Origin of the sequence: Acidovorax sp. (genome assembly GCF_046291265.1) — a bacterium.
GTDB lineage: Bacteria > Pseudomonadota > Gammaproteobacteria > Burkholderiales > Burkholderiaceae_C > Acidovorax.
The window spans coordinates 14,775-34,760 of record NZ_JBKBTV010000050.1 but is presented as its reverse complement, the minus strand read 5'-3'; the positions used below and the strand labels follow the sequence as shown (position 1 = coordinate 34,760).

The window sequence follows — 19,986 nt, the reverse complement described above, 5'->3', positions numbered from 1 at the left end:
TGCTGGACGACCTGCTCGCACAGGCCGGTATTGCCACCGAGGCCATCACGGGCTACGGGCTGAACGAACCCTCGCACACCGCCATCGCACAGGCTGTGGCGGCTGGCGCTGCCGACGTGGGCATGGGCATTGAACTGGTCGCCCGGGCCCGCGGGCTGGGCTTTGTGCCCCTGGTGCACGAGCGCTACCACCTGGCTTGCCTGAAGGCCAGCCTGGACCAGCCCGCCACGCTGGCTCTGCGCCAGCTGCTGCAAACCCCCGACTGGCAAGCCCACATGGCGGCGTTGCCGGGCTACACCCCTTTGCACTGCGGCGAGGTGCTGGCGATGAGCACGGTGCTGCCCTGGTGGCAGTTTGCGCGCCAAAAGCCTGTCAAAACGTCTAAGAAGAAACCCTAATTGCTCTCAAAAGCATAGCATCACCCCGAGCATCTGCCTAGGGATAGCCCCGTCACGCTGCCGTCAGGCTCGGCCTAAACTGCTCCGTAGAATCGCGCCGTTGTAAAAGTTTGCCCAGTCCCTGCACCACCCGCATGCAGACTGGCGCGTCATACACATAGCCATCTATTGGAGACACCATGCAGGCTCTATTGAAGTTATCGAGGGGGATCGACTGGCTTAACACCCAGGTCGGCAAGTACGTGGTCTGGCTGATCCTTGCCTCCACGATCATCAGCGGAGTCAACGCCGTTGTGCGCAAGGCGTTCAACATCAGCTCCAACGCTTTTCTGGAAGTGCAGTGGTACCTGTTTGCCGCCTCGTTCCTGCTGGCGGCGGGCTACACATTGCTGCAAGGCGAACACGTCAAGGTGGACGTGATCTCGAGCCGCTTTTCCAAGCGCACCCAGATCTGGATCGACGTCTTTGGCTACATCGTCTTTCTCACCCCCATGTGCCTGGCCATCCTCTGGTATGGCATTCCGTTCTTCATGCGTGGCCTGGTGTCGGGTGAGATGTCCAACAACGCGGGCGGCCTGATCCGCTGGCCCGTGTACCTGATGATGCCGCTGGGCTTCTCGCTGTTGTGGCTGCAGGGCATCTCCGAGCTGATCAAACGCCTGGCTTTCCTGCAGGGGCTGATCGAAGACCCCACCGTCAAGAAAACCGAAAAGACAGCAGAAGAAGAACTGGCTGAATCCATCCGCAACCTGGCCGAAGCCGCCAAGGGCAATGGCAAAAACAAGGCCCAGGCCCTCTGAGCGGAGCACACACCATGGAATTCCTCACCCATAATCTCGCCCCCATCATGTTTGTGGGGCTCATCTGCTTCTTGCTGGTGGGCTTTCCGGTCGCCTTCAGCCTGGGCGCCTGCGGCCTGTTCTTTGCCTTCATTGGCATCGAGCTGGGCGTGCTGCCCGAAGCGCTGCTGCAAGCGATGCCCCTGCGCATCTTCGGCATCATGCAGAACGACACCCTGCTGGCCATTCCGTTTTTCACGCTGATGGGGCTCATATTGGAGCGCAGCGGCATGGCCGAGGATCTGCTGGACACCATCGGCCAGCTGTTCGGCCCCATCCGTGGCGGCCTGGCCCTGGCTGTGATCTTCGTCGGCGCCCTGCTGGCAGCCACCACCGGCGTGGTGGCTGCGTCGGTAATTTCGATGGGCCTGATCTCGCTGCCCATCATGTTGCGCTATGGCTATGACCGGCGACTGGCGGCGGGCGTGATTGCCGCCTCCGGCACGCTGGCGCAGATCATTCCGCCCTCGCTGGTACTGATCATCATTGCCGACCAGTTGGGCCGCAGCGTCGGCGACATGTACAAGGGCGCTTTCCTGCCGGGTCTGATGCTTACTGGCCTCTATGCGCTGTATGTCGTCGTGCTGGCGTTCATCAAGCCCCAATGGGTGCCCGCCATCCCGCCCGAAGCGCGCACATTGCGCGACGACAACGGCAAGAGTGGTGTCACATCGCTGCTGGTGCTGACCAGCATTTGCGTGGCCGCATCCGTCTACGTGGCCAAGAACATGCCCGCCCTGCACAGCTGGTGGTCTGGTGAAACCGTGGACCGCGTGGCGCTGGACGAAACCATCGTGGTCTCCATGTGTTTTGGCGTGGCCTTGGCGTTCGTGGCGGCCAGCATCAACAAGATCACCCGCATGGGCCTGCTCTCCCGTGCGGCAGAGCGCGTGACGTTTGTGCTGATCCCTCCGCTGCTGCTGATCTTCCTGGTGCTGGGCACGATCTTCCTGGGCGTGGCGACACCTACGGAAGGCGGCGCCATGGGCGCTTTGGGCGCTGGCATCATGGCCATCCTGCGCGGCCGCCTGACGATGTCTCTGCTCAAGCAAGCCGTGACCACCACCACCAAGCTGTCGTGTTTTGTGGTGTTCATCCTGGTGGGTGCGACCATGTTCGGCCTGACGTTCCAGGGCGTGGACGGTCCTCTGTGGGTGGAGCACCTGCTGACCGGCCTTCCTGGCGGCCAACTGGGCTTCCTGATCGTCGTGAACATCATGGTGTTCTTCCTGGCGTTCTTCCTGGACTTCTTTGAGCTGTCCTTCATCGTTGTGCCGCTGCTGGCCCCCGTGGCCGACAAGCTGGGCATTGACCTGATCTGGTTTGGCGTGCTGCTGGCGGTGAACATGCAGACCTCGTTCATGCACCCACCGTTTGGTTTTGCCCTGTTCTACCTGCGCAGCGTGGCCCCGGCGAAGGAGTACATGGACAAGGTCACCAAGAAGATGATTGCGCCCGTGACCACAACCCAGATCTACTGGGGCGCAATCCCCTTCCTGATCATCCAGCTCGTCATGGTCGGCCTGATCATCGCCTTCCCCGGCATCGTATCGAGCGGCCTGGACAAAACAGAGGTATATGACCTCGACAAGGTCCGCATGGAAATGGAAGCCGCGATGCCCGATGCGGCAGGGGCACCAGAAGCCACCGACCCCACTGCGGGCATGGAAGGAGCCGCTCCAGCAGCCCCCGATGCTGGCGCGCCATCCGCCGCAGATGACCCTCTGAAGGCGCTTCAAGACTCCATGGCCAACGAGAAAAAGTGAGAATTGAACCGTTCTCGTTAGCCGAGCGCTGTTAAAAGCGCCGGGCACACGCCAAAGCCCCTGCAGATGGATGTCTGCAGGGGCTTTTTTCATGGTTGGGAACAGTGCGGCGATGGCGCGCCGGGGTTCTTGTTCGCTGCAACTGCAACTGCAACTGGCATTGCAACTGCAGCTACCCGACCGCGCACCGAGACAACCGAGCAGAAGAACCACCGATCCATGGGGAAACCACGGCGCAAACTGGCCCCGGACCGCACCATTGGGGGTTGTGCGCCCCCTTCGGAGCTTGGTCCAGCGAGGGGCGGGACGGTGGACCAACCCCGCGCCGCCCATCGCCCATCGCCCGTTGCGTGCCCGAAAGGGCTTTCGCACAGCTTGTCTAAGCTGCCCGTCGACACGCTGTCGGCTGACACCACGCAAACATGCGAACGCAAAAAAACCCGCCAGGCGAATACCGGGCGGGTTGGGCGAACAAAGGGGCTTTCGCCCCGTTGTCCGAATCAGATCTTCTGTGCAGACATGAAGGAGTCGTAGCGGGCTTCCGCGAAGCGGAACCACAGGATCTGGTCACGCTGGAATCCGCGCATGTCCGCGTAAATCTTCTTCCACTCGGGGCTCTTTGCGTCGTTTTCTGCAAAGACTTCCATCGAGGCCTTGAAGGAAGCGTCCATCACGGCTTGCGAGAACGGCAGCACCTTGGTCTTGGCGGCCACCAGCTGTTTCAGCGCGGTGGGGTTCAGTGCGTCGTACTTGGCCAGCATGTCCACATGGGCCACGTTGGTTGCGGCTTCGACAATGGCCTTGTTCTCGGAAGACAGCGCGTCAAACGCCTTCTGGTTGACGAAGAAGTCCACTTCTGGACCGCCTTCCCACCAGCCGGGGTAGTAGTAGAACGGGGCAACCTTGTTGAAGCCCAGCTTCTGGTCGTCATAAGGTCCCACCCACTCTGCGGCGTCCAACGTGCCCTTTTCAAGGGCTTGGTAGATTTCGCCACCGGGGATGCTCTGCGGGACCGCGCCCAGTTTTTGCATCACTTCGCCCACCAGGCCGCCACCCAGGCGCATCTTCATGCCCTTGAAGTCAGCAGGCGACTTGATTTCCTTGCGGTACCAGCCACCCATCTGGGTGCCGGTGTTGCCGCCCGCAAAGCTGATCATGTTGTAGCCGCCGTAAAACTCGTTCATGAGCTTGCGGCCGTTGCCATGCAGCATCCACGCATTCATCTGGCGGGCATTGAAGCCAAACGGAATCGCCGAGCCCAGCGCAAAGGCAGGGTTCTTGCCGTAGAAGTAGTAGGGCACGCTGTGTGCCATCTCGACCGTTCCTTGCTGCACACCATCCACCACGCCAAACGGAGGCATCAGCTCGCCACCGGCATGCACGGAGATTTCAAACTTTCCGCCCGACATGGCCTTGACAGCCTTGGAGAACACATCAGCGCCGCCGTAGATGGTGTCCAGCGACTTGGGGAAGCTGGAGGCCAGGCGCCAGCGAACGGCTGCCTGGGCGTGGACGGCAGGCGCTACGCCTGCAGCCAGCACGCCAGCGATGCCGGCCTGCTTGATGATTGAACGACGATCCATGAGGTTCTCTCCGATATAGTGATTTCAAAACTTGGGCGCACGCGTTGTGCACGGCGAGCCAAGGACTTGTTTCAGCCGCGTTCATTGTAGAAACATGCCCCCCGAGACTTTTGCGGGTTTTCCCGCGAAAAATCGACCTCTTGTACAAGACTTCAGGCTTCTGCAAGCATCTGCGGGACAGCACCAGAAAGACGCACGAAAGGCGTGAGCCCAACGCGAAAAAATCGCGGCAGCAGCCGCGATTTCACAGACGCATCCCAGCTGCAAGTGCTGGGTGGCTACCGGGGGGTTGGGGACAGAAAACGGCTTGCAATCGATGTGCGAATTCCCACGGCGTCCAGCCCTTGCAGGGCCATCAACTTGACCGGATCGCCATGTTCAATGAACACATCTGGGAGACCCAGCTGGAGCACCGGGCGCACGATGCCCGCGGTGTTGAGCGCCTCGGTCACGGCGCTGCCTGCGCCGCCCATGATGGCGCCGTCTTCCAGCGTCACCAGGGCATCGTGGTGTTCGGCCACCTCGCGCAGCAGCGCTTCGTCGATGGGCTTGGCCCAGCGCATGTTCACCACGGTCGCATCCAGCGCCTCGGCGGCCTCCAGCGCGGGGTACAGCAAGGTGCCAAACGACAGGATGGCAATGCGGGGCGCGTTGGTGTCTGTGCCCTTGCGCTCGCGGCGGACCTCGCCCTTGCCAAACGGCAGGCTGTCCAGCGTGGCCAAGGGTGCAATGCCCGCACCACTGCCACGCGGGTAGCGCACGGCCACGGGGTGGTCCTGTTCAAAAGCGCTGCTCAGCAACTGGCGGCACTCGCGCTCATCGGCGGGGCAGGCCATGCTCATGTTGGGGATGCAGCGCACAAACGGAATGTCGTACGCACCCGCGTGGGTGGCACCGTCCGCGCCGACCAAGCCCGCGCGGTCCAGCGCAAACACCACCGGCAGGTTCTGCAGCGCCACGTCATGGATCAGTTGGTCGTAGCCGCGCTGCAAGAAGGTGGAATAGATCGCCACCACGGGCTTCACGCCCTCGCAGGCCATGCCGGCCGCAAACGTCACGGCGTGTTGCTCGGCAATGCCCACGTCGTAGTAGCGGTCCGGGAAACGTTTTTCAAACTCGACCATGCCCGAGCCTTCGCGCATGGCGGGTGTGATGCCGACCAGGCGGCTGTCATGAGCGGCCATGTCGCACAACCACTGGCCAAACACCTGGGTGAAAGTGGGCTTGGGAGCGGCAGTGCTTTTGACCAGGCCCACGGCGGGGTCGAACTTGCCCGGGCCGTGGTAGGCCACCGGGTCGGCCTCGGCCAGCTTGTAGCCCTGGCCTTTTTTGGTGACCACGTGCAGGAACTGCGGGCCCTTGAGGCTCTTGATGTTCTCGAGCGTGGGGATCAGCGAATCGAGGTCGTGACCGTCGATAGGGCCGATGTAGTTGAAGCCGAACTTCTCGAACAGCGTGGCGGGGACCACCATGCCCTTGGCCTGCTGCTCGAAACGCTTGGCCAGCTCCAACAAGGGCGGCACGGGGCGCAGCACCGTCTTGCCCACGTTCTTGGCAGCCGCGTAGAACTGGCCGCTCATGAGTTGCGCCAGATACCGGTTGAGCGCGCCCACCGGCGGGCTGATGCTCATGTCGTTGTCGTTCAGCACCACCAGCAGGTTGGCGTCGGCCACACCACCGTTGTTCAGCGCCTCGAACGCCATGCCTGCACTCATGGCGCCGTCGCCAATGATGGCCACGGCGTGGCGATTTTCGCCCTTGCGTTTGGCGGCCAGCGCCATGCCCAGGGCTGCGGAGATGCTGGTGCTGGAATGCGCGGTGCCAAAGGTGTCGTAAATGCTCTCAGCGCGCTGCGGAAAACCCGAGATGCCGCCAAACTGGCGCAGCGTGTGCATGCGCTCGCGCCGACCCGTGAGAATCTTGTGCGGATAGGTCTGGTGGCCCACGTCCCACACCAGGCGGTCTTCGGGGGTGTTGAAGACGTGGTGCAGCGCCACCGTCAACTCCACCGTGCCGAGGTTGGAGCTCAAATGCCCGCCCGTTTGCGCCACGCTCTCGATCACGAACCCGCGCAGTTCGGTGGCCAACACCTTGAGGTCTGCGCGCGAAAGCTTGCGCAGGTCCGCCGGGTCATTGATGGTCTGCAACAGGGGAAAGGACATCGTGGACATTTACTATTCTTTTAATAGCTACTAGCGCTTATTGGATAAGCGCTAGAGGCCAATTTGACACAATATTTCGTGCAGCGTGACCAGACGGGGGCCACACCGCGTGATGGTGGCATGGCATCAATAAGAGCGCCTCACCACCATGTCTGCAAGTGCAGCCAGCGCGCGGGTGTCCGGCAGGCCGCTGCCGACAAGGGCGGAATGCGCCTCCACCAGCAGCTCCTGGGCGTAGGCCTGGGCCCGCTCCAGGCCCAGCAGCGATACATAAGTGGGTTTGTCGGCCGCAGCGTCTTTGCCCGCCGTCTTGCCCAGCGTGGCCGAATCGGCCACCACATCCAGGATGTCATCCACCACCTGAAACGCCAAGCCCATGGCCGCACCATAGTCAGACAACGCCTGGTAAGCCGTGGCAGCAGCATGGCCACACACCGCGCCCATCAACACGCTGCCCTGCAGCAGCGCGCCGGTTTTCAGGCGGTGCATCTGGCGCAGTTGATCTTCCGTCAGCGCCAGGCCCACACTGGCCAGGTCAATCGCCTGCCCACCCGCCATGCCCGCCGACCCGGCAGCACGCGCCAGCAAACGGCACAAAGTGGCCTGGACGGCAGGGGGAATCAAGCTGTCGTCCGGCGTGAGCAGCTCGAAGGCAAACGCCTGCAAGGCATCGCCCGCCAGCAGCGCCGGGGCTTCGCCAAACTGCACATGCACGGTGGGTTTGCCACGGCGCAGCACGTCGTTGTCCATGCAAGGCATGTCGTCGTGCACCAGCGAATACGCATGGATCAGCTCCACCGCGCAGGCCGCACGGATGGCCGCATCGTCGTCCAGCACCGGCGCGGCCTGCGCGCCATGGGTACCGCTGCAGACCGCCTCATAGGCCGCCAACACCAGCAGGGGACGCAGGCGCTTTCCGCCATCGAGCACCGCGTACCGCATGGCGTCGCCCAACCCGGCAGGGGCGCCGTGGCCCACCCACTGCGACAAGGCTTGTTCCACGCGGGCCAGGTGGTTCTGGCTCCAGGGAGCCAGGTCAAACACGGGGCTCTGGGACATCGGTACCGCGCTCATTCCTGGGTCCATGGTTGGAGTTGCCCTTCGTCCAGCACCTTGATCTGGTCCTGCACAGCGTCCAGCCGCTGGCGGCAAAAGGCCAGCAGAGTGGCGCCGCGCTGATAGCCCGCCAGCATTTGGTCCAGGGGCAATTGGCCCGACTCAATGCGGGCCACGAGCTGCTCCAGCTCTTCCAGCGCCGCTTCATAGCTGGCGGGTTCGGCGGTCAGAGCAGATTTGGCGGGGGCCTTGGGCATGGAGGGGGCGGCAGAGCGCGGGTGAAAAACCGGTGATTTTAGGCGCACCCTTGCGGTGAAAGTGTCAGACACGCGCCGATACCCACTGCGCACGCCCCTGCGGTAGCGATGTTTTCAATACACGTAGCTGGGATGCGGGAATAACCCCACCACCTATAATCCCATTCCAGTCGAGCCGGCTAGTCACCCCTAGCCGGTTTCTTTTTTCCAGATGCGCATTCCCAGGCGCACCTCCCGCACTTTCTCCCTGTGGGGAGTCTTTAGGTCAGGTCACCCATGTCTGATTTAAGTCTTCAACTGCAGCAGGCCGCAAGCCAACTACCAGTTTCAAGCTACTTTGACGATGCGCTGTTCCAGCGCGAGCTGAGCACCATCTTCCAGCGCGGGCCCCGCTACGTGGGGCACCAATTGGCTGTGCCCAATGCGGGCGACTACTACGCACTGCCCCAGGAGGGCGAGGGCCGTGCGCTGGTGCGCAACGCCCAGGGCGGCGTCGAGCTGGTCTCCAACGTGTGCCGCCACCGCCAGGCCGTCATGCTCAAGGGCAAGGGTTCGCTGCACACGCAACAAAAAGGCAGTGCGGGCGGCAACATCGTGTGCCCCCTGCACCGCTGGACCTACAGCCCCCAAGGCGAACTGCTGGGCGCACCCCACTTCTCGCACGACCCGTGCCTGAACCTCAACAACTACCAACTGCGCGAGTGGAACGGCCTCATCTTTGAAGACAACGGCTACGACGTGGCAGCCGACCTGGCCCATATGGGCCCGCGCGCCGACCTGGACTTTGGCGGTTATGTGCTGGACCACGTCGAGATGCACGAGTGCAACTACAACTGGAAGACCTTCATCGAGGTCTATCTGGAGGACTACCACGTCGGCCCCTTCCACCCGGGGCTCGGCAGCTTTGTGACGTGCGACGACCTGCGCTGGGAGTTTGGCCAGAACTACTCGGTGCAGACCGTAGGCGTGGCCAACCGCCTGGGCAAGGCGGGCAGCCCCGTGTACGAGCGCTGGCACGAGGCCCTGCTGGCCTACCGCGAAGGCAAGCCGCCCAAATATGGTGCGATCTGGCTCACGCTGTACCCGCACATCATGGTCGAGTGGTACCCGCATGTGCTCACCGTGTCGACGCTGCACCCCATCAGCCCGACCAAGACCATGAACATGGTGGAGTTCTACTACCCCGAAGAGATTGCGGCGTTTGAGCGCGAATTTGTGGAGGCGCAAAAAGCCGCCTACATGGAAACCTGCATCGAAGACGACGAGATCGGCGAGCGCATGGATGCAGGCCGCAAGGCCCTGCTGGCCCGGGGCGACAATGAAGTGGGCCCGTACCAAAGCCCGATGGAAGATGGCATGCAGCACTTCCACGAGTGGTACCGCAAAACCATCGGTAGCGACGCCATCGACCCGGCCGCGCCAAAGCGCTGAATACGGCGGCAAATCCCCGCCAATCCGCAGGCCCGCCCTCGCCTGCTCTCATTACAATAGCTGCCATTGCTTAATAAATAAGCGCTGGCAGCTATTTTCACTTCTGCACCCCCCGGTGCGCCTCAAGAGATCACAACCCGATGCAAGCCCTCTGGATGGTGTTGGCCGCGTTTCTGTTTGCCAGCATGGGCGTGTGCGTCAAGATCGCTTCGGACTTCTTCAACTCGGCCGAACTCGTGTGCTACCGGGGCATCATCGGCATGTTGATTTTGTGGCTGCTGGCCCGCTCGCAAAAGGTGACGCTGGCCACGCAGTACCCCGGCATGCACGCGTGGCGCAGCCTGGTGGGGGTGGCGTCCCTCGGTGCCTGGTTTTATGCCATTGCCCACCTGCCCCTGGCCACGGCCATGACGCTCAACTACATGAGCAGCGTGTGGATTGCGGCGTTCCTCGTCGGCGGCACGCTGCTGGCGTGGCGCCCCTCCGCAGCCAGCCCGCGCCCCGCACTGCAGGGCCCGCTGGTGCTGACAGTGCTGGCCGGGTTTGCCGGTGTGGTGATGATGCTGCGCCCCAGCCTGGACCAGAACCAGGCATTTGCCGGAATGATCGGGCTGATGTCCGGCCTGTCTGCCGCGTTTGCCTATATGCAGGTCGTAGCGCTTTCTCGCCTGGGCGAGCCCGAATCGCGCACGGTGTTTTACTTTGCGGTGGGCTCGGCGGTGGCGGGTGGCGCGGCATTGTTGCTGACCGGCACATCGGTATGGCCGGGCTGGCAGGCTTTGTGGCTGCTGCCCATCGGCGTTCTGGCCGCGGGCGGCCAGTTGTGCATGACACGCGCCTACGCCAGCGCCAAAACCCAGCGCGGCACCTTGGTGGTGGCCAATCTGCAGTACTCAGGCATCGTGTTTGCCGCCATCTACAGCGTGCTGCTGTTTGGCGACGTCATCCCGCCCATCGGCTGGATTGGCATGGCCCTGATTGTGGCCAGCGGCATCGTGGCCACCGTTTTGCGTGCGCGGGCCGCACCGGGCGCCCCGGCGGAAGAACATTAGGATGAAGTCCCCCCTGAGTCGCTTCGCGCCTTCCCCCCCTGGAAGGGGAACACCGCCAGCGCGGCGGGGCGGCCCTTGCGCGGCGGTCCTGGCCTGGGATGCGCCGGTCTCTCAGGTCGCGAGCGACGCCCAGCATCAAGGGAGATTGATACGGCTTTCAACCCCAAGCCTTGACACAATGCTGGACATCCCTTCGCCACTGCCGCCGCTGCCATGACCTACACCACCCTCATCTCTGCCCCCGAACTGCAATCCCTCATCGCCAGCGGCGCCCCGCTGATGGTGTTTGACTGCAGCTTTGACCTCACCCAGCCCACGGCAGGTGCGCAGCAGTTTGCGCAGGCACACATCCCCGGCGCGGTGTATGCCGACCTGAACCAGGACCTGAGCGCCAAACACGGTGCCCCCGGCGCTGGCGGCACGCTCACTGCCCAAGAGGCCGACATGCCCGCATCGGGCGGCCGCCACCCGCTGCCCAGTCGTGAGCGCTTTTCGGTGTGGCTCTCCAGCGTGGGCTTGGCCAACAACATGCAGGCCGTGGTGTACGACCGTCAGGGCGCCAACTACTGCGGCCGGCTGTGGTGGATGCTCAAGTGGGCCGGGCACGACGCGGTCGCCGTGCTCGATGGCGGCTTGCAGGCCTGGCAGGCCGCAGGCGGCGCAGTCCACAGCGGCGAAGAACCCGCGCACTTTCAATCCAACTTTGAATTGGGCGCTCCCCTGCGCCAGCTGGCCACGGCCAGCGACGTGCTGGCACGCCTGCACCAACCCGGCCAGACCGTGATCGATGCGCGCGCTGGTGCACGCTATCGCGGCGAGGTCGAACCGCTCGACCCCGTGGCGGGGCACATCCCCGGCGCGCTCAACCGCCCGTTCGTCGACAACATCGGCCCAGATGGCCGCTTCAAGCCAGCCGACGTGCTGCGTGCGGAGTTTGATGCGCTGCTGGCAGGCCGTGACCCGGCCACCGTGGTGCACCAGTGCGGCAGCGGCGTGAGCGCTGCGCCCAATTTGCTGGCCATGGAAATCGCCGGGCTGGGGGCAACCTCTCTTTTTGCGGGCAGCTGGAGCGAGTGGTGCGCAGACCCTGCGCGCCCGGTCGAAAAAGGTTAGGCAAGAGGTTAAGAAGTGGGCTGATTCGGGTGGGTGCGGGCCGGTGCAGCATGGCAAAGGTTGCAAAAGCCCAAAAAAGATGGTTTTGACCGCGCTATCAAAACCATGAGCAGAACCCGGGGGCCAGCGCCTGCCGACGCAGCAGGCGCCACAGAGTGAGGTGCGGGACTCAGGCTCATCGGCTTGTAAGGCAAATTCCTACATGCCCCACCGCAGAACCAGACACGCGGCACATCCAAACGCCGACTTAATTTTTGATTGGGGCAGTTTCACAATCCATTTCAACGGATCACGCAAACCTGCAAACAGCAGAAAACGCAAGACCCGGAACTGGAAAAAAGGAAGCTGCCATGACCAACGAACAAATCCTCGCTGAAATCCGCGAAGCCAACCTCACGTACCTGATGTTGGCCCAGACCCTGATTCGTCAGGACAAGGCCGAAGCGGTTTTCCGTCTGGGCATGAACGAAGAGTCTGCCGATATTCTGGCATCGCTCTCGGCAGCGCAAGTGATGAAACTGGCCTCCAGAAACACGCTTCTTTGCAGCTTCCGGGTGGACGACAACCTGGTGTGGAGCTTGCTGACCAACCACTCAGCCAAGAAGGTGGGCAACGAAGCCACCAACACGCTGCACGCCAACATCCTGATGGCCAGCCGCGTGTCGGAAGTGCTCTGAGCACCTGCTTTTCCGCCATCTTGTCCCTGTCGCCTTCGAAAGCCCGCCATGTCCACACCCGCCAAAGCCCCCGTCAAGAGCGTTCTGAACGAGTCCAAGCAGATCGAACGCGCGGCCATGCTGATCCAGATGGGCGCCCGCATGCAGGTGCTGGAGTCGGAAACCACGCTGTCGTACGAGCGCCTGATCCGCCTGTACAAAGAGATCGCGGGCAAATCGCCATCCAAGGGCCAGTTGCCCTTCTCGACCGACTGGTTCCTGACCTGGCAAGAAAACATCCACAGCTCGCTGTTCCTGAACATCTACGAGTACCTGTCCAAGGGTGTGGATCTGGATTCGGTGGAACTGCTGACCAAGGCCTACCGCCTGTACAACGAACAAGTGGCCACGGCCGAGATCGAGCCGCTGCTGTCCTTCACCCGCGCCTGGCGCCTGGTGAAGTTTGTGGACGCAGGCATGCTGACGCGCACTAAGTGCAGCCAGTGCAGCGGCCAGTTTGTGACCGAGCTGTATGAAAACCGCCATTTCACCTGCGGCCTGTGCAACCCCCCTGCGCGCGCTGGCAAGAGCAAGTCGGCGGGTGCCTTGATGCTGCACTGAGAACTATCGAAATTTCAGGTCAAATTGGCCTCTAGCGCTTTATCCATAAGCGCTAGCAGCTATTAATTTGATACTAAATGAACACCGTTCCGTTCAAAAGAAGGAGGCATTGCGATGCCTCCTTTTTTGCTTTCACACCGTCAGGCAATGGCAGGCTGCGCTGCACGAATCAGCTACCGCCCGGCCAGCAGCGCCCGCACGTTGTCATCCATTGGCACCGCATAGTTGTGCGCCGCCACCACCATGTTGCCCTCAGGCTTTACCAGTTTGATGCTGACGTAAAGAATGCTGGCCGACACGGCATAGGTGCCCACCACCACCGCCTGCGCGTCGTGCGCGCGGCTCACGTCGCGCAGCTCGCGCGACAGCAGCAACTCGCCCTGCTCACGCTGCATTGCCACGTTTTCGCGCAGCTTGAGTTCGGTGACCGGGTAGCCGCGTTGCACCAGACGCCCCGCGATCTGCTCCGAAAAAATCCGCCCCAGGCGTGACGACTCATTGAGCCGGTCTACGTTGACCAGCGTGGCCACCAGCACAGCGTGCTCGCGGTCGAGTGGTGCGGTCTGCAGCAGCATGTCGGCCGCGGCATGGTTGGCCGTGATGATGGATGTGCGGGGCGCAGCGCCCAACCCAAAACCCGCGCCACCAGAGCCCCCGGCGCTTTCGCCGTAGTAATAACTGGACGCACACCCGGACAGCAGCGCAGCCGTCGCCATGGCAACCACAACGCCCGATGCGGCAGCCAGTTTGCCCCGTGCAAAGCGCCGCATCATGGGCTCACCACCCGCCAGGTCTTGATGGTTGCAGGGGGCGGGCCCGGCAGCCGGGGCTCGGCGGGCAAATACAGCAAAGCATCGTCGTGGGTGAGCGAATACACATCTGACGTGCCCGCCAGGTAGCGCCCACCGCTTTCGAGCGACGCGGTCACCAGCACCTCGGACCGCGTGGGCGTGCCCAGGCGCGGGTATTCGACCGGGGTCTCAGCGGCTGCAGGCGCCTTTCGAATGGGCGGAGCATAAGAAACGGGTGCGGAAGATACGGCGGCCACGGCGGCTCCAAAAGCGCTGCCCGTTGCAACCACCACATCCCGCTCGGCCACTGGCACAGCGCCTGTTTTGATGTCTGCGTCTTTGGCCGCACTGCCGTTCGTGGCCGGGCTGAACGAATTTGCGCCATGAAAATGCACCCCATCGCGCGCCACACTCACGCCCGATGCCAGTGGCACAAAGTGCAGCACGCTGGTGGCGGGCTCCAGGTGCTGCACCACCTGCGCTTCGACCACCAGTTGCACAGCCGTTGGCTCGGTCGACACCGTCACGCCCTGGTCCACCAGGCGGTTGATCAGCAGCTTGCGAAACCCTTGGGTAAAGCGGGTGTCGGCCTTGGAGGTCACGTAGATCGGGTGCGCCCCAGCAGGCCAGTCGCGGGTCTTCTCGGCGATGCGGGTCGCCATGTCCTGCGCCAGCACGTCCCAGTGATGAACGGCGCGCATGGTCTTCTGCGTCGAGGGCAAGTGGCTGCCGGGCTGCGGCACATCCAGGCCCGCACATCCGGCGCCCAGCAAGGCCAGACCCAGCAGGGGCCACCAAGCCCAGCGACCCGGCGGCGCGCAGCGGGGACGAACGTGATCAACAGATTCCATGGGCAAGATGCTATGCCGGTGCGCGAGAGCCTATCGGTCGAACAAGGACGGATTTGCGTGGCACTTTGCCCACGCCGCCTGCGATGGGATGGCCGCCTACAAAAAAACCCACACAGGCTGCCCCACAATCCGCGCATGACCGCCCCCTCTGCCGAACCGCTGCCCCCCACCGCGCCCGGACCGGCGCCAGAGCCTGCCGCACCGCAGTCCCCGCCCAACCCCGCGCCCCCTCCAGCCGCAGAGCCCAACCCGCCAGCGCCCGCAGCCACTGCGCCGCCACCCAGTGCGGGCGCCCTGCTACCTGGCATCAGCGATATTCCGTACGGCAACCCGCTCACATTGCACATGCCCGTGGACGTGCGCAACATGTCGCTTGCCCTGCTGGCGCTGTTCGCCGCCGTGGCCCTGCTGCACTGGGCCAGCGCAGTTTTCATCCCCATCATGCTCAGCCTGCTGCTCACCACCGCCTTGCGGCCCGGGGTAGAAGCGCTCAAACGCTGGCATGTGCCGCGCTGGCTTGGCGCGGGTGTGTTGTTGATTTCCATCGTGTCGGGCCTGGCCTTCACCGCCTGGTCGCTCAGCGATGGCGCTGCGCAGCTGGTGGACTCGCTGCCCGTGGCCGCCAAAAAAGTGCGCGACAACCTGAAAGCCCGCACCGGCACCGCCAGCCCGCTGGACACCATGCAACAAGCCGCCACGCACATCGAGCAGGCCGCCACCGACAGCGGCACCACCACCCCCACCCGCCGCGGCGTTCAGCGCGTCATCGTGGAACGCCCCCCCTTCAACATCCGCGACTACCTGTTAAGCGGCACCATGGGGCTGATGTCCGCGTTGGGGCAACTGACGGTGGTGGTGTTTCTCACTTTCTTTGCGCTGGCCTCGGGCAACCTGTTTCGCAACAAGCTGCTGCGCATTGCAGGCACCAGTCTGGAGCGACGCAAGATCACCATCCACGTGCTGGAAGACATCACCGGCCAGATCCAGCGCTACCTGCTGGTGCAGGTGTTCACCAGCGTGCTGGTGGGCGTGGCTACCGGCCTTGCCTACTGGGCGTTGGGACTGGAAAACGCTGCCGTATGGGGCGTGGTGGCTGGCGTGCTCAACCTTGCGCCCTACATCGGCTCGGCGCTTACGGCTGGCGCGTCGGCGCTGGTGGCCTTCCTGCAGTTCGGCACCCTCGACATGGCGCTAGCCATCGGCGCCGCTTCGCTGGTCATCCACACCTTGGTGGGCAACCTGCTCACGCCCTGGCTCACCAGCCGCACCAGCCACATGAGCCCCGTAGCCGTATTTGTCAGCGTGCTGGTGTGGGGCTGGCTGTGGGGCCTGTGGGGCCTGCTGCTGGGCATCCCGGTGATGATGGCCGTGAAGGCTGTGTGTGACCGGGTCGAAGATTTGAAGGCAGTGGGGGAGTTGCTGGGAGACTGAACGCCTCCCAGCCCATCCTGGATCAACCCGTGTTGCGCAACCCCGCCGCAATCCCGTTGATGGAGATGTGAATCCCGGTCTGCACCCGTTCATCCCCCTGCCCCGCACGCCAGCGGCGTACCAGCTCGACCTGTAGATGGTGCAGCGGGTCGATGTACGGGAAACGGTGCTTGATGGACCGGGCCAGCGCGGCGTTATGCGTCAAGCGCTGCTTTTCGCCGGTGATGCGCGTGAGGGCATCGGCCGTGCGGTGCCATTCGGCCTCGATGCTCATGAACACCTTCTTGCGCAGGCGCGCGTCCGTCACCAGCTCGCTGTAGCGTGAGGCCAGGGCCAGATCGCTTTTGGCCAGCACCATGTCCATGTTGGACAGCAGGGTGCGGAAGAACGGCCATTGGCGGTACATCTTTTGCAGCAGGGCCAGCTGGGTCTTGGGGTCTTTGCCTTCCAGGTTCACAAACACATCGACGGCCGAGCCAAAGCCGTACCAGCCGGGCAGCGTGAGACGGCACTGGCCCCAGCTAAAGCCCCAGGGGATGGCGCGCAGGTCTTCGATCTTCTGGCTGGCCTTGCGGCTGGCGGGGCGGGAGCCGATGTTCAGCTCGGCGATCTCGCGGATGGGGGTGGAGTTGAAGAAATACTCGGTGAAGCCCGGGGTCTCGTACACCAGCGCGCGGTAGCTGCCCATGCTGGCCAGAGAGAGCTGCGCGGCGGCGTCCAGAAAGGCCTTGGTGGCGGGCTTGGTGGGCTGCAGCAGCGTGGCTTCGAGCGTGGCGGCGACCAGGGTTTCGAGGTTGCGGCGGCCGATCTCTGGGTTGGCGTACTTCGATGCGATGACCTCGCCCTGCTCGGTCAGGCGGATCTGGCCGCGCACGGTGCCGGGGGGTTGCGCCAAGATGGCCTGGTAGCTGGGGCCGCCCCCCCGGCCCACGGTGCCGCCCCGGCCGTGGAACATGCGAAGTTGAATGCCGTGGCTGGTGGCGAGTTCGTCGAAGAGTTCGACGAGAGCGATCTCGGCGCGGTACAGCTCCCAGTTGCTGGTGAAGATGCCGCCGTCTTTGTTGCTGTCGCTGTAGCCCAGCATGATGTCCTGCTCGCCGCCGCTGCGCTGGACCAGGGCTGCCACGCCGGGCAGTGCGTAGAACTCGCGCATGATGGGCGCGGCATTGCGCAGGTCTTCGATGGTTTCGAACAGGGGCACCACGATGAGATGGTTCTTGGACTCGGCATCCAGGGTGCCGCTCATCAGGCCCACTTCCTTTTGCAGCAGCAGCACTTCGAGCAAATCGCTCACCGTTTCGGTGTGGCTGATGATGTAGTGGCGGATGGCCTCGTGGCCGAAGCGCCCGCGCATCGCGCGGGCGGTTTCAAAGATGGCCAGCTCGCCCTGGGCGTGGGCGGAATACTGCGCGCCCATCACGCGCAGGGGGCGTGCGTCGTTGAGCAGCTTGATGAGCAGGGCGCGCTTGGCGGCCTCTTGCAGGCTGTCGTAACTGGGCTCGATGCGGGCCTTGGCCAGCAGCTCGGCCACCACCTCTTCATGTTTGTCAGAGCTTTGGCGCAGGTCCACCGTGGCCAGGTGAAAGCCAAACACCTGCACGGCGCGGATCAACGGGTGCAGGCGCTCGGCGGCCAGGGCTTCGCCGTGGTGCGACTTCAATGACGCTTCGATCACGCGCAGGTCGGCCAGGAACTCTTCGGCGCTGGCGTAGGCGTTTTGTGGGGCCACGGCGTGGCGGGCGGCCTCGCCGCCGGTCAGCTCTTTCAATGACGCGGCCAGGCGCGCGTAGATGCCCGTGAGCGCGCGGCGGTAAGGCTCGTCCACGCGGTGTTCGTTGGTGTCGGGCGAGCGCTGGGCCAGGGCCTCCATCTCGGCGGACACCTGCACCAGGCGCGCCGACAGCGACAGCTCGCCGCCCAGGTAGTGCACCTCGGTCAGGTAGTGGCGCAGTGCCACCTCGGCCTGGCGGCCCAGGGCGTATTGCAAGGTCTGCGCGGTGACGTTGGGGTTGCCGTCGCGGTCGCCGCCAATCCACTGGCCCATGCGCAGAAAGCTGTGCACGGGGTATTGGCCCAGCTCCGCCTCCAGGTCGGCATAGATTTTGGGGATCTCGCGCAGAAAGGTGGCTTCGTAATAAGAGAGCGCGTTCTCGATCTCGTCGGCCACGGTGAGCTTGCTGTAGCGCAGCAGGCGCGTTTGCCACAGCTGGGCCACGCGGGCGCGCAGCAAAGCTTCGTTGGCGGCCAGCTCGCGCGGGGTGAGTGCGTCTTTGGCGCTGTTGTAGAGCTGGGCGCGCACCTGGATGTCGTCGCGCGTGGCCAGCAACTGGGCGATGTCGCGCTCGGCGTCCAGAATGCTCTTGCGCTGCACTTCGGTGGGGTGGGCGGTGAGCACGGGGGCCACGTAGCTGCTGGCCAGCGTCTGCGCAATGGTTTTGGGTGCAATGCCCGCCCAGCGCAGGCGCGACAGGGCGACTTCGATGCTGCCCTCTTGCGTGTCGCCCGCACGCTCGTGCACGGCGCGGCGGCGGATGTGGTGGCGGTCTTCGGCCAGGTTGGCCAGATGGCTGAAGTAGGTAAAGGCGCGGATCACGCTCACCGTCTGGTCGCCCGACAGCGACTTGAGCAGCTTCTTGAGCGCGCGGTCGGCCTCCTGGTCGGCATCGCGGCGGAAGGTGACAGACAGTTTGCGCACCTGCTCCACCAGCTCGTAGGCAGCTACGCCCTCCTGTTCTCGGATCACGTCGCCCAGAATGCGCCCCAGAAGGCGGATGTCGTCAATCAGGGGCTGGTCCTTGTCGGATCGTTTCATGCGAGTGTCTCCGGAGGTGGGTAGAGTGGCCGAGCGCCGCGCCTCCTGGACACCCAGGACGCACCAGCCCCAGTGCGGGCGCATGCTAGCATCGCCCGCCCCTGAATAATTACAAACAGGTTACGAACTTGAGCCCCAAAAACGACGCCCCCCACGCTCCGCCGCTTCGCGGGTCGCTGCCCCCCCAGGGTGGGAGCCTTTCGCCTTGGGGCGGCCCGGCGGCGAAAGACAGCACCCCCATCGTCATCGCCACGCGCGAAAGCCGCCTGGCCTTGTGGCAGGCCGAACACGTGAAGGCCTTGCTGGAGGCGCGGGGCCACCGGGTCGAACTGCTGGGCATGACGACCAAGGGCGACCAGATCCTGGACCGGTCGCTGTCCAAGGTGGGCGGCAAGGGCCTGTTCGTGAAAGAGCTGGAAGTGGCGCTGGAAGAAGGCCGCGCGCACATCGCGGTGCATTCGCTCAAGGACGTGCCCATGGAGCTGCCCGAGGGCTTTGTCCTGGCCTGCGTGATGGAGCGCGAAGACCCACGCGATGCGTTTGTCTCCCCCAACTACCCAAACATTGCCGCCCTGCCCCAAGGCGCGGTGGTGGGCACCTCCAGCCTGCGCCGCCAGGTGCTGCTGCAGGCCCTGCGGCCTGACCTGAAGATCGAACCCCTGCGTGGCAACCTGGACACGCGCCTGCGCAAGCTGGACGAAGGCCAGTACGACGCCATCGTGCTGGCGGCCGCAGGCCTGAAACGCCTGGGCCTTGCAAGCCGCATCCGCGCCACGTTCGAACCCACCGCCATGCTGCCCGCTGCGGGCCAGGGCGCTCTGGGCATCGAAGTGCGCAGCGACCGCCAGGACCTGATCGACGCGCTAGCCCCCCTGGCGCACCAGACCACCTGGTTGACGGTGGCCGCCGAGCGCGCCGTGAGCCGGGCGATGGGCGGAAGCTGCTCGATGCCGCTGGCCGCGCACGGCACCTTTTCTGGCGGTGTGTTGCAGCTTGATGCGGCCTGGGGCGACATGGACGTGCAAGCCCCATTGGTGCGCGCAGAGGCCAGCGCCGCTGTCAGCACGCTGGCACAGGCCGAAGCGCTGGGCGATGCCATTGCGCAGCACCTGCGCGCCGGTGGTGCCCGGGTCGCAGGCCCGGCGCAGAACACCTGATTGAACATGC

The 19,986-nt window shown here is 64.0% G+C and carries 17 protein-coding genes; 10 read left to right on the top strand and 7 right to left on the bottom strand.

Annotated features, from left to right (window positions below; translation table 11 throughout):
* The 3 genes from ACK41V_RS17305 to ACK41V_RS17295 all read left to right on the top strand — a co-directional run.
* Positions 1-398: substrate-binding domain-containing protein (locus ACK41V_RS17305; protein ID WP_409784062.1), on the top strand; the 398-nt coding region annotated here is incomplete at its 5' end.
* A gap of 179 nt (positions 399-577) precedes the next feature.
* A complete protein-coding gene (locus ACK41V_RS17300) occupies positions 578-1,198 on the top strand; it encodes a TRAP transporter small permease subunit (protein ID WP_409784061.1) in 621 nt (206 codons plus the stop codon).
* A gap of 14 nt (positions 1,199-1,212) precedes the next feature.
* On the top strand, positions 1,213-3,003 hold the full coding sequence (locus ACK41V_RS17295; RefSeq protein WP_409784060.1) for a TRAP transporter large permease subunit: 1,791 nt from the start codon (positions 1,213-1,215) through the stop codon (positions 3,001-3,003).
* A 500-nt stretch (positions 3,004-3,503) separates the two neighbouring features.
* On the opposite strand, the gene ACK41V_RS17290 is transcribed toward ACK41V_RS17295, so the two are convergent.
* From ACK41V_RS17290 to xseB, 4 genes are all read right to left on the bottom strand, one after another.
* Entirely contained in the window at positions 3,504-4,586 is a 1,083-nt protein-coding gene (locus ACK41V_RS17290) for a TRAP transporter substrate-binding protein (RefSeq protein WP_409784059.1), read from the bottom strand.
* A gap of 278 nt (positions 4,587-4,864) precedes the next feature.
* Positions 4,865-6,757 carry a 1-deoxy-D-xylulose-5-phosphate synthase gene (gene dxs, locus ACK41V_RS17285; protein ID WP_409784057.1) on the bottom strand — a complete coding sequence of 631 codons (1,893 nt, stop codon included), beginning with the start codon at positions 6,755-6,757 and terminating at the stop codon, positions 4,865-4,867.
* Positions 6,758-6,874: 117 nt separating this feature from the next.
* The gene (locus ACK41V_RS17280; protein ID WP_409784072.1) at positions 6,875-7,822 is read right to left on the bottom strand and encodes a polyprenyl synthetase family protein; all 948 of its coding nucleotides are present in this window, start codon (positions 7,820-7,822) and stop codon (positions 6,875-6,877) included.
* Positions 7,819-8,061, bottom strand: coding sequence for an exodeoxyribonuclease VII small subunit (xseB, locus tag ACK41V_RS17275; RefSeq protein WP_409784056.1), 243 nt, complete (start codon positions 8,059-8,061; stop codon positions 7,819-7,821). The genes ACK41V_RS17280 and xseB overlap by 4 nt, the downstream gene beginning before the upstream one ends.
* Before the next feature lie 276 nt (positions 8,062-8,337).
* Between xseB and ACK41V_RS17270 the strand changes: the two genes are divergently transcribed.
* From ACK41V_RS17270 to flhC, 5 genes are all read left to right on the top strand, one after another.
* Positions 8,338-9,492: an aromatic ring-hydroxylating oxygenase subunit alpha gene (locus tag ACK41V_RS17270; RefSeq protein WP_409784054.1), complete on the top strand. Its 1,155-nt coding sequence runs from the start codon at positions 8,338-8,340 to the stop codon at positions 9,490-9,492.
* A 140-nt stretch (positions 9,493-9,632) separates the two neighbouring features.
* A complete protein-coding gene (locus ACK41V_RS17265; RefSeq protein WP_409784053.1) occupies positions 9,633-10,544 on the top strand; it encodes a DMT family transporter in 912 nt (303 codons plus the stop codon).
* A 213-nt stretch (positions 10,545-10,757) separates the two neighbouring features.
* Positions 10,758-11,657, top strand: coding sequence for a sulfurtransferase (locus ACK41V_RS17260; RefSeq protein WP_409784052.1), 900 nt, complete (start codon positions 10,758-10,760; stop codon positions 11,655-11,657).
* A gap of 350 nt (positions 11,658-12,007) precedes the next feature.
* Positions 12,008-12,334, top strand: a complete 327-nt coding sequence (gene flhD / locus ACK41V_RS17255; RefSeq protein WP_056166924.1) for a flagellar transcriptional regulator FlhD — start codon at positions 12,008-12,010, stop codon at positions 12,332-12,334.
* A 48-nt stretch (positions 12,335-12,382) separates the two neighbouring features.
* Positions 12,383-12,934 carry a flagellar transcriptional regulator FlhC gene (gene flhC / locus ACK41V_RS17250; protein WP_409784051.1) on the top strand — a complete coding sequence of 184 codons (552 nt, stop codon included), beginning with the start codon at positions 12,383-12,385 and terminating at the stop codon, positions 12,932-12,934.
* Between the two features lie 173 nt (positions 12,935-13,107).
* Here the strand turns inward: flhC and ACK41V_RS17245 are convergent, their stop codons facing one another.
* Together ACK41V_RS17245 and ACK41V_RS17240 are read right to left on the bottom strand one after the other, a co-directional pair.
* Positions 13,108-13,707, bottom strand: coding sequence for a FlgO family outer membrane protein (locus tag ACK41V_RS17245; RefSeq protein ID WP_409784049.1), 600 nt, complete (start codon positions 13,705-13,707; stop codon positions 13,108-13,110).
* Entirely contained in the window at positions 13,704-14,576 is an 873-nt protein-coding gene (locus tag ACK41V_RS17240; RefSeq protein WP_409784048.1) for a hypothetical protein, read from the bottom strand. The genes ACK41V_RS17245 and ACK41V_RS17240 overlap by 4 nt, the downstream gene beginning before the upstream one ends.
* Positions 14,577-14,711: 135 nt before the next feature.
* Here ACK41V_RS17240 and ACK41V_RS17235 point away from each other — a divergent pair, with 135 nt between their 5' ends.
* Positions 14,712-16,007, top strand: a complete 1,296-nt coding sequence (locus tag ACK41V_RS17235) for an AI-2E family transporter (RefSeq protein WP_409784047.1) — start codon at positions 14,712-14,714, stop codon at positions 16,005-16,007.
* Positions 16,008-16,029: 22 nt separating this feature from the next.
* Here the strand turns inward: ACK41V_RS17235 and ppc are convergent, their stop codons facing one another.
* Positions 16,030-18,819, bottom strand: coding sequence for a phosphoenolpyruvate carboxylase (ppc, locus tag ACK41V_RS17230; RefSeq protein ID WP_409784045.1), 2,790 nt, complete (start codon positions 18,817-18,819; stop codon positions 16,030-16,032).
* Between the two features lie 239 nt (positions 18,820-19,058).
* Here ppc and hemC point away from each other — a divergent pair, with 239 nt between their 5' ends.
* Positions 19,059-19,976 (top strand): hydroxymethylbilane synthase, encoded by a 918-nt coding sequence (gene hemC / locus ACK41V_RS17225; protein WP_409784070.1) that lies wholly within the window; start codon positions 19,059-19,061, stop codon positions 19,974-19,976.
* Positions 19,977-19,986: the final 10 nt, after the last annotated feature.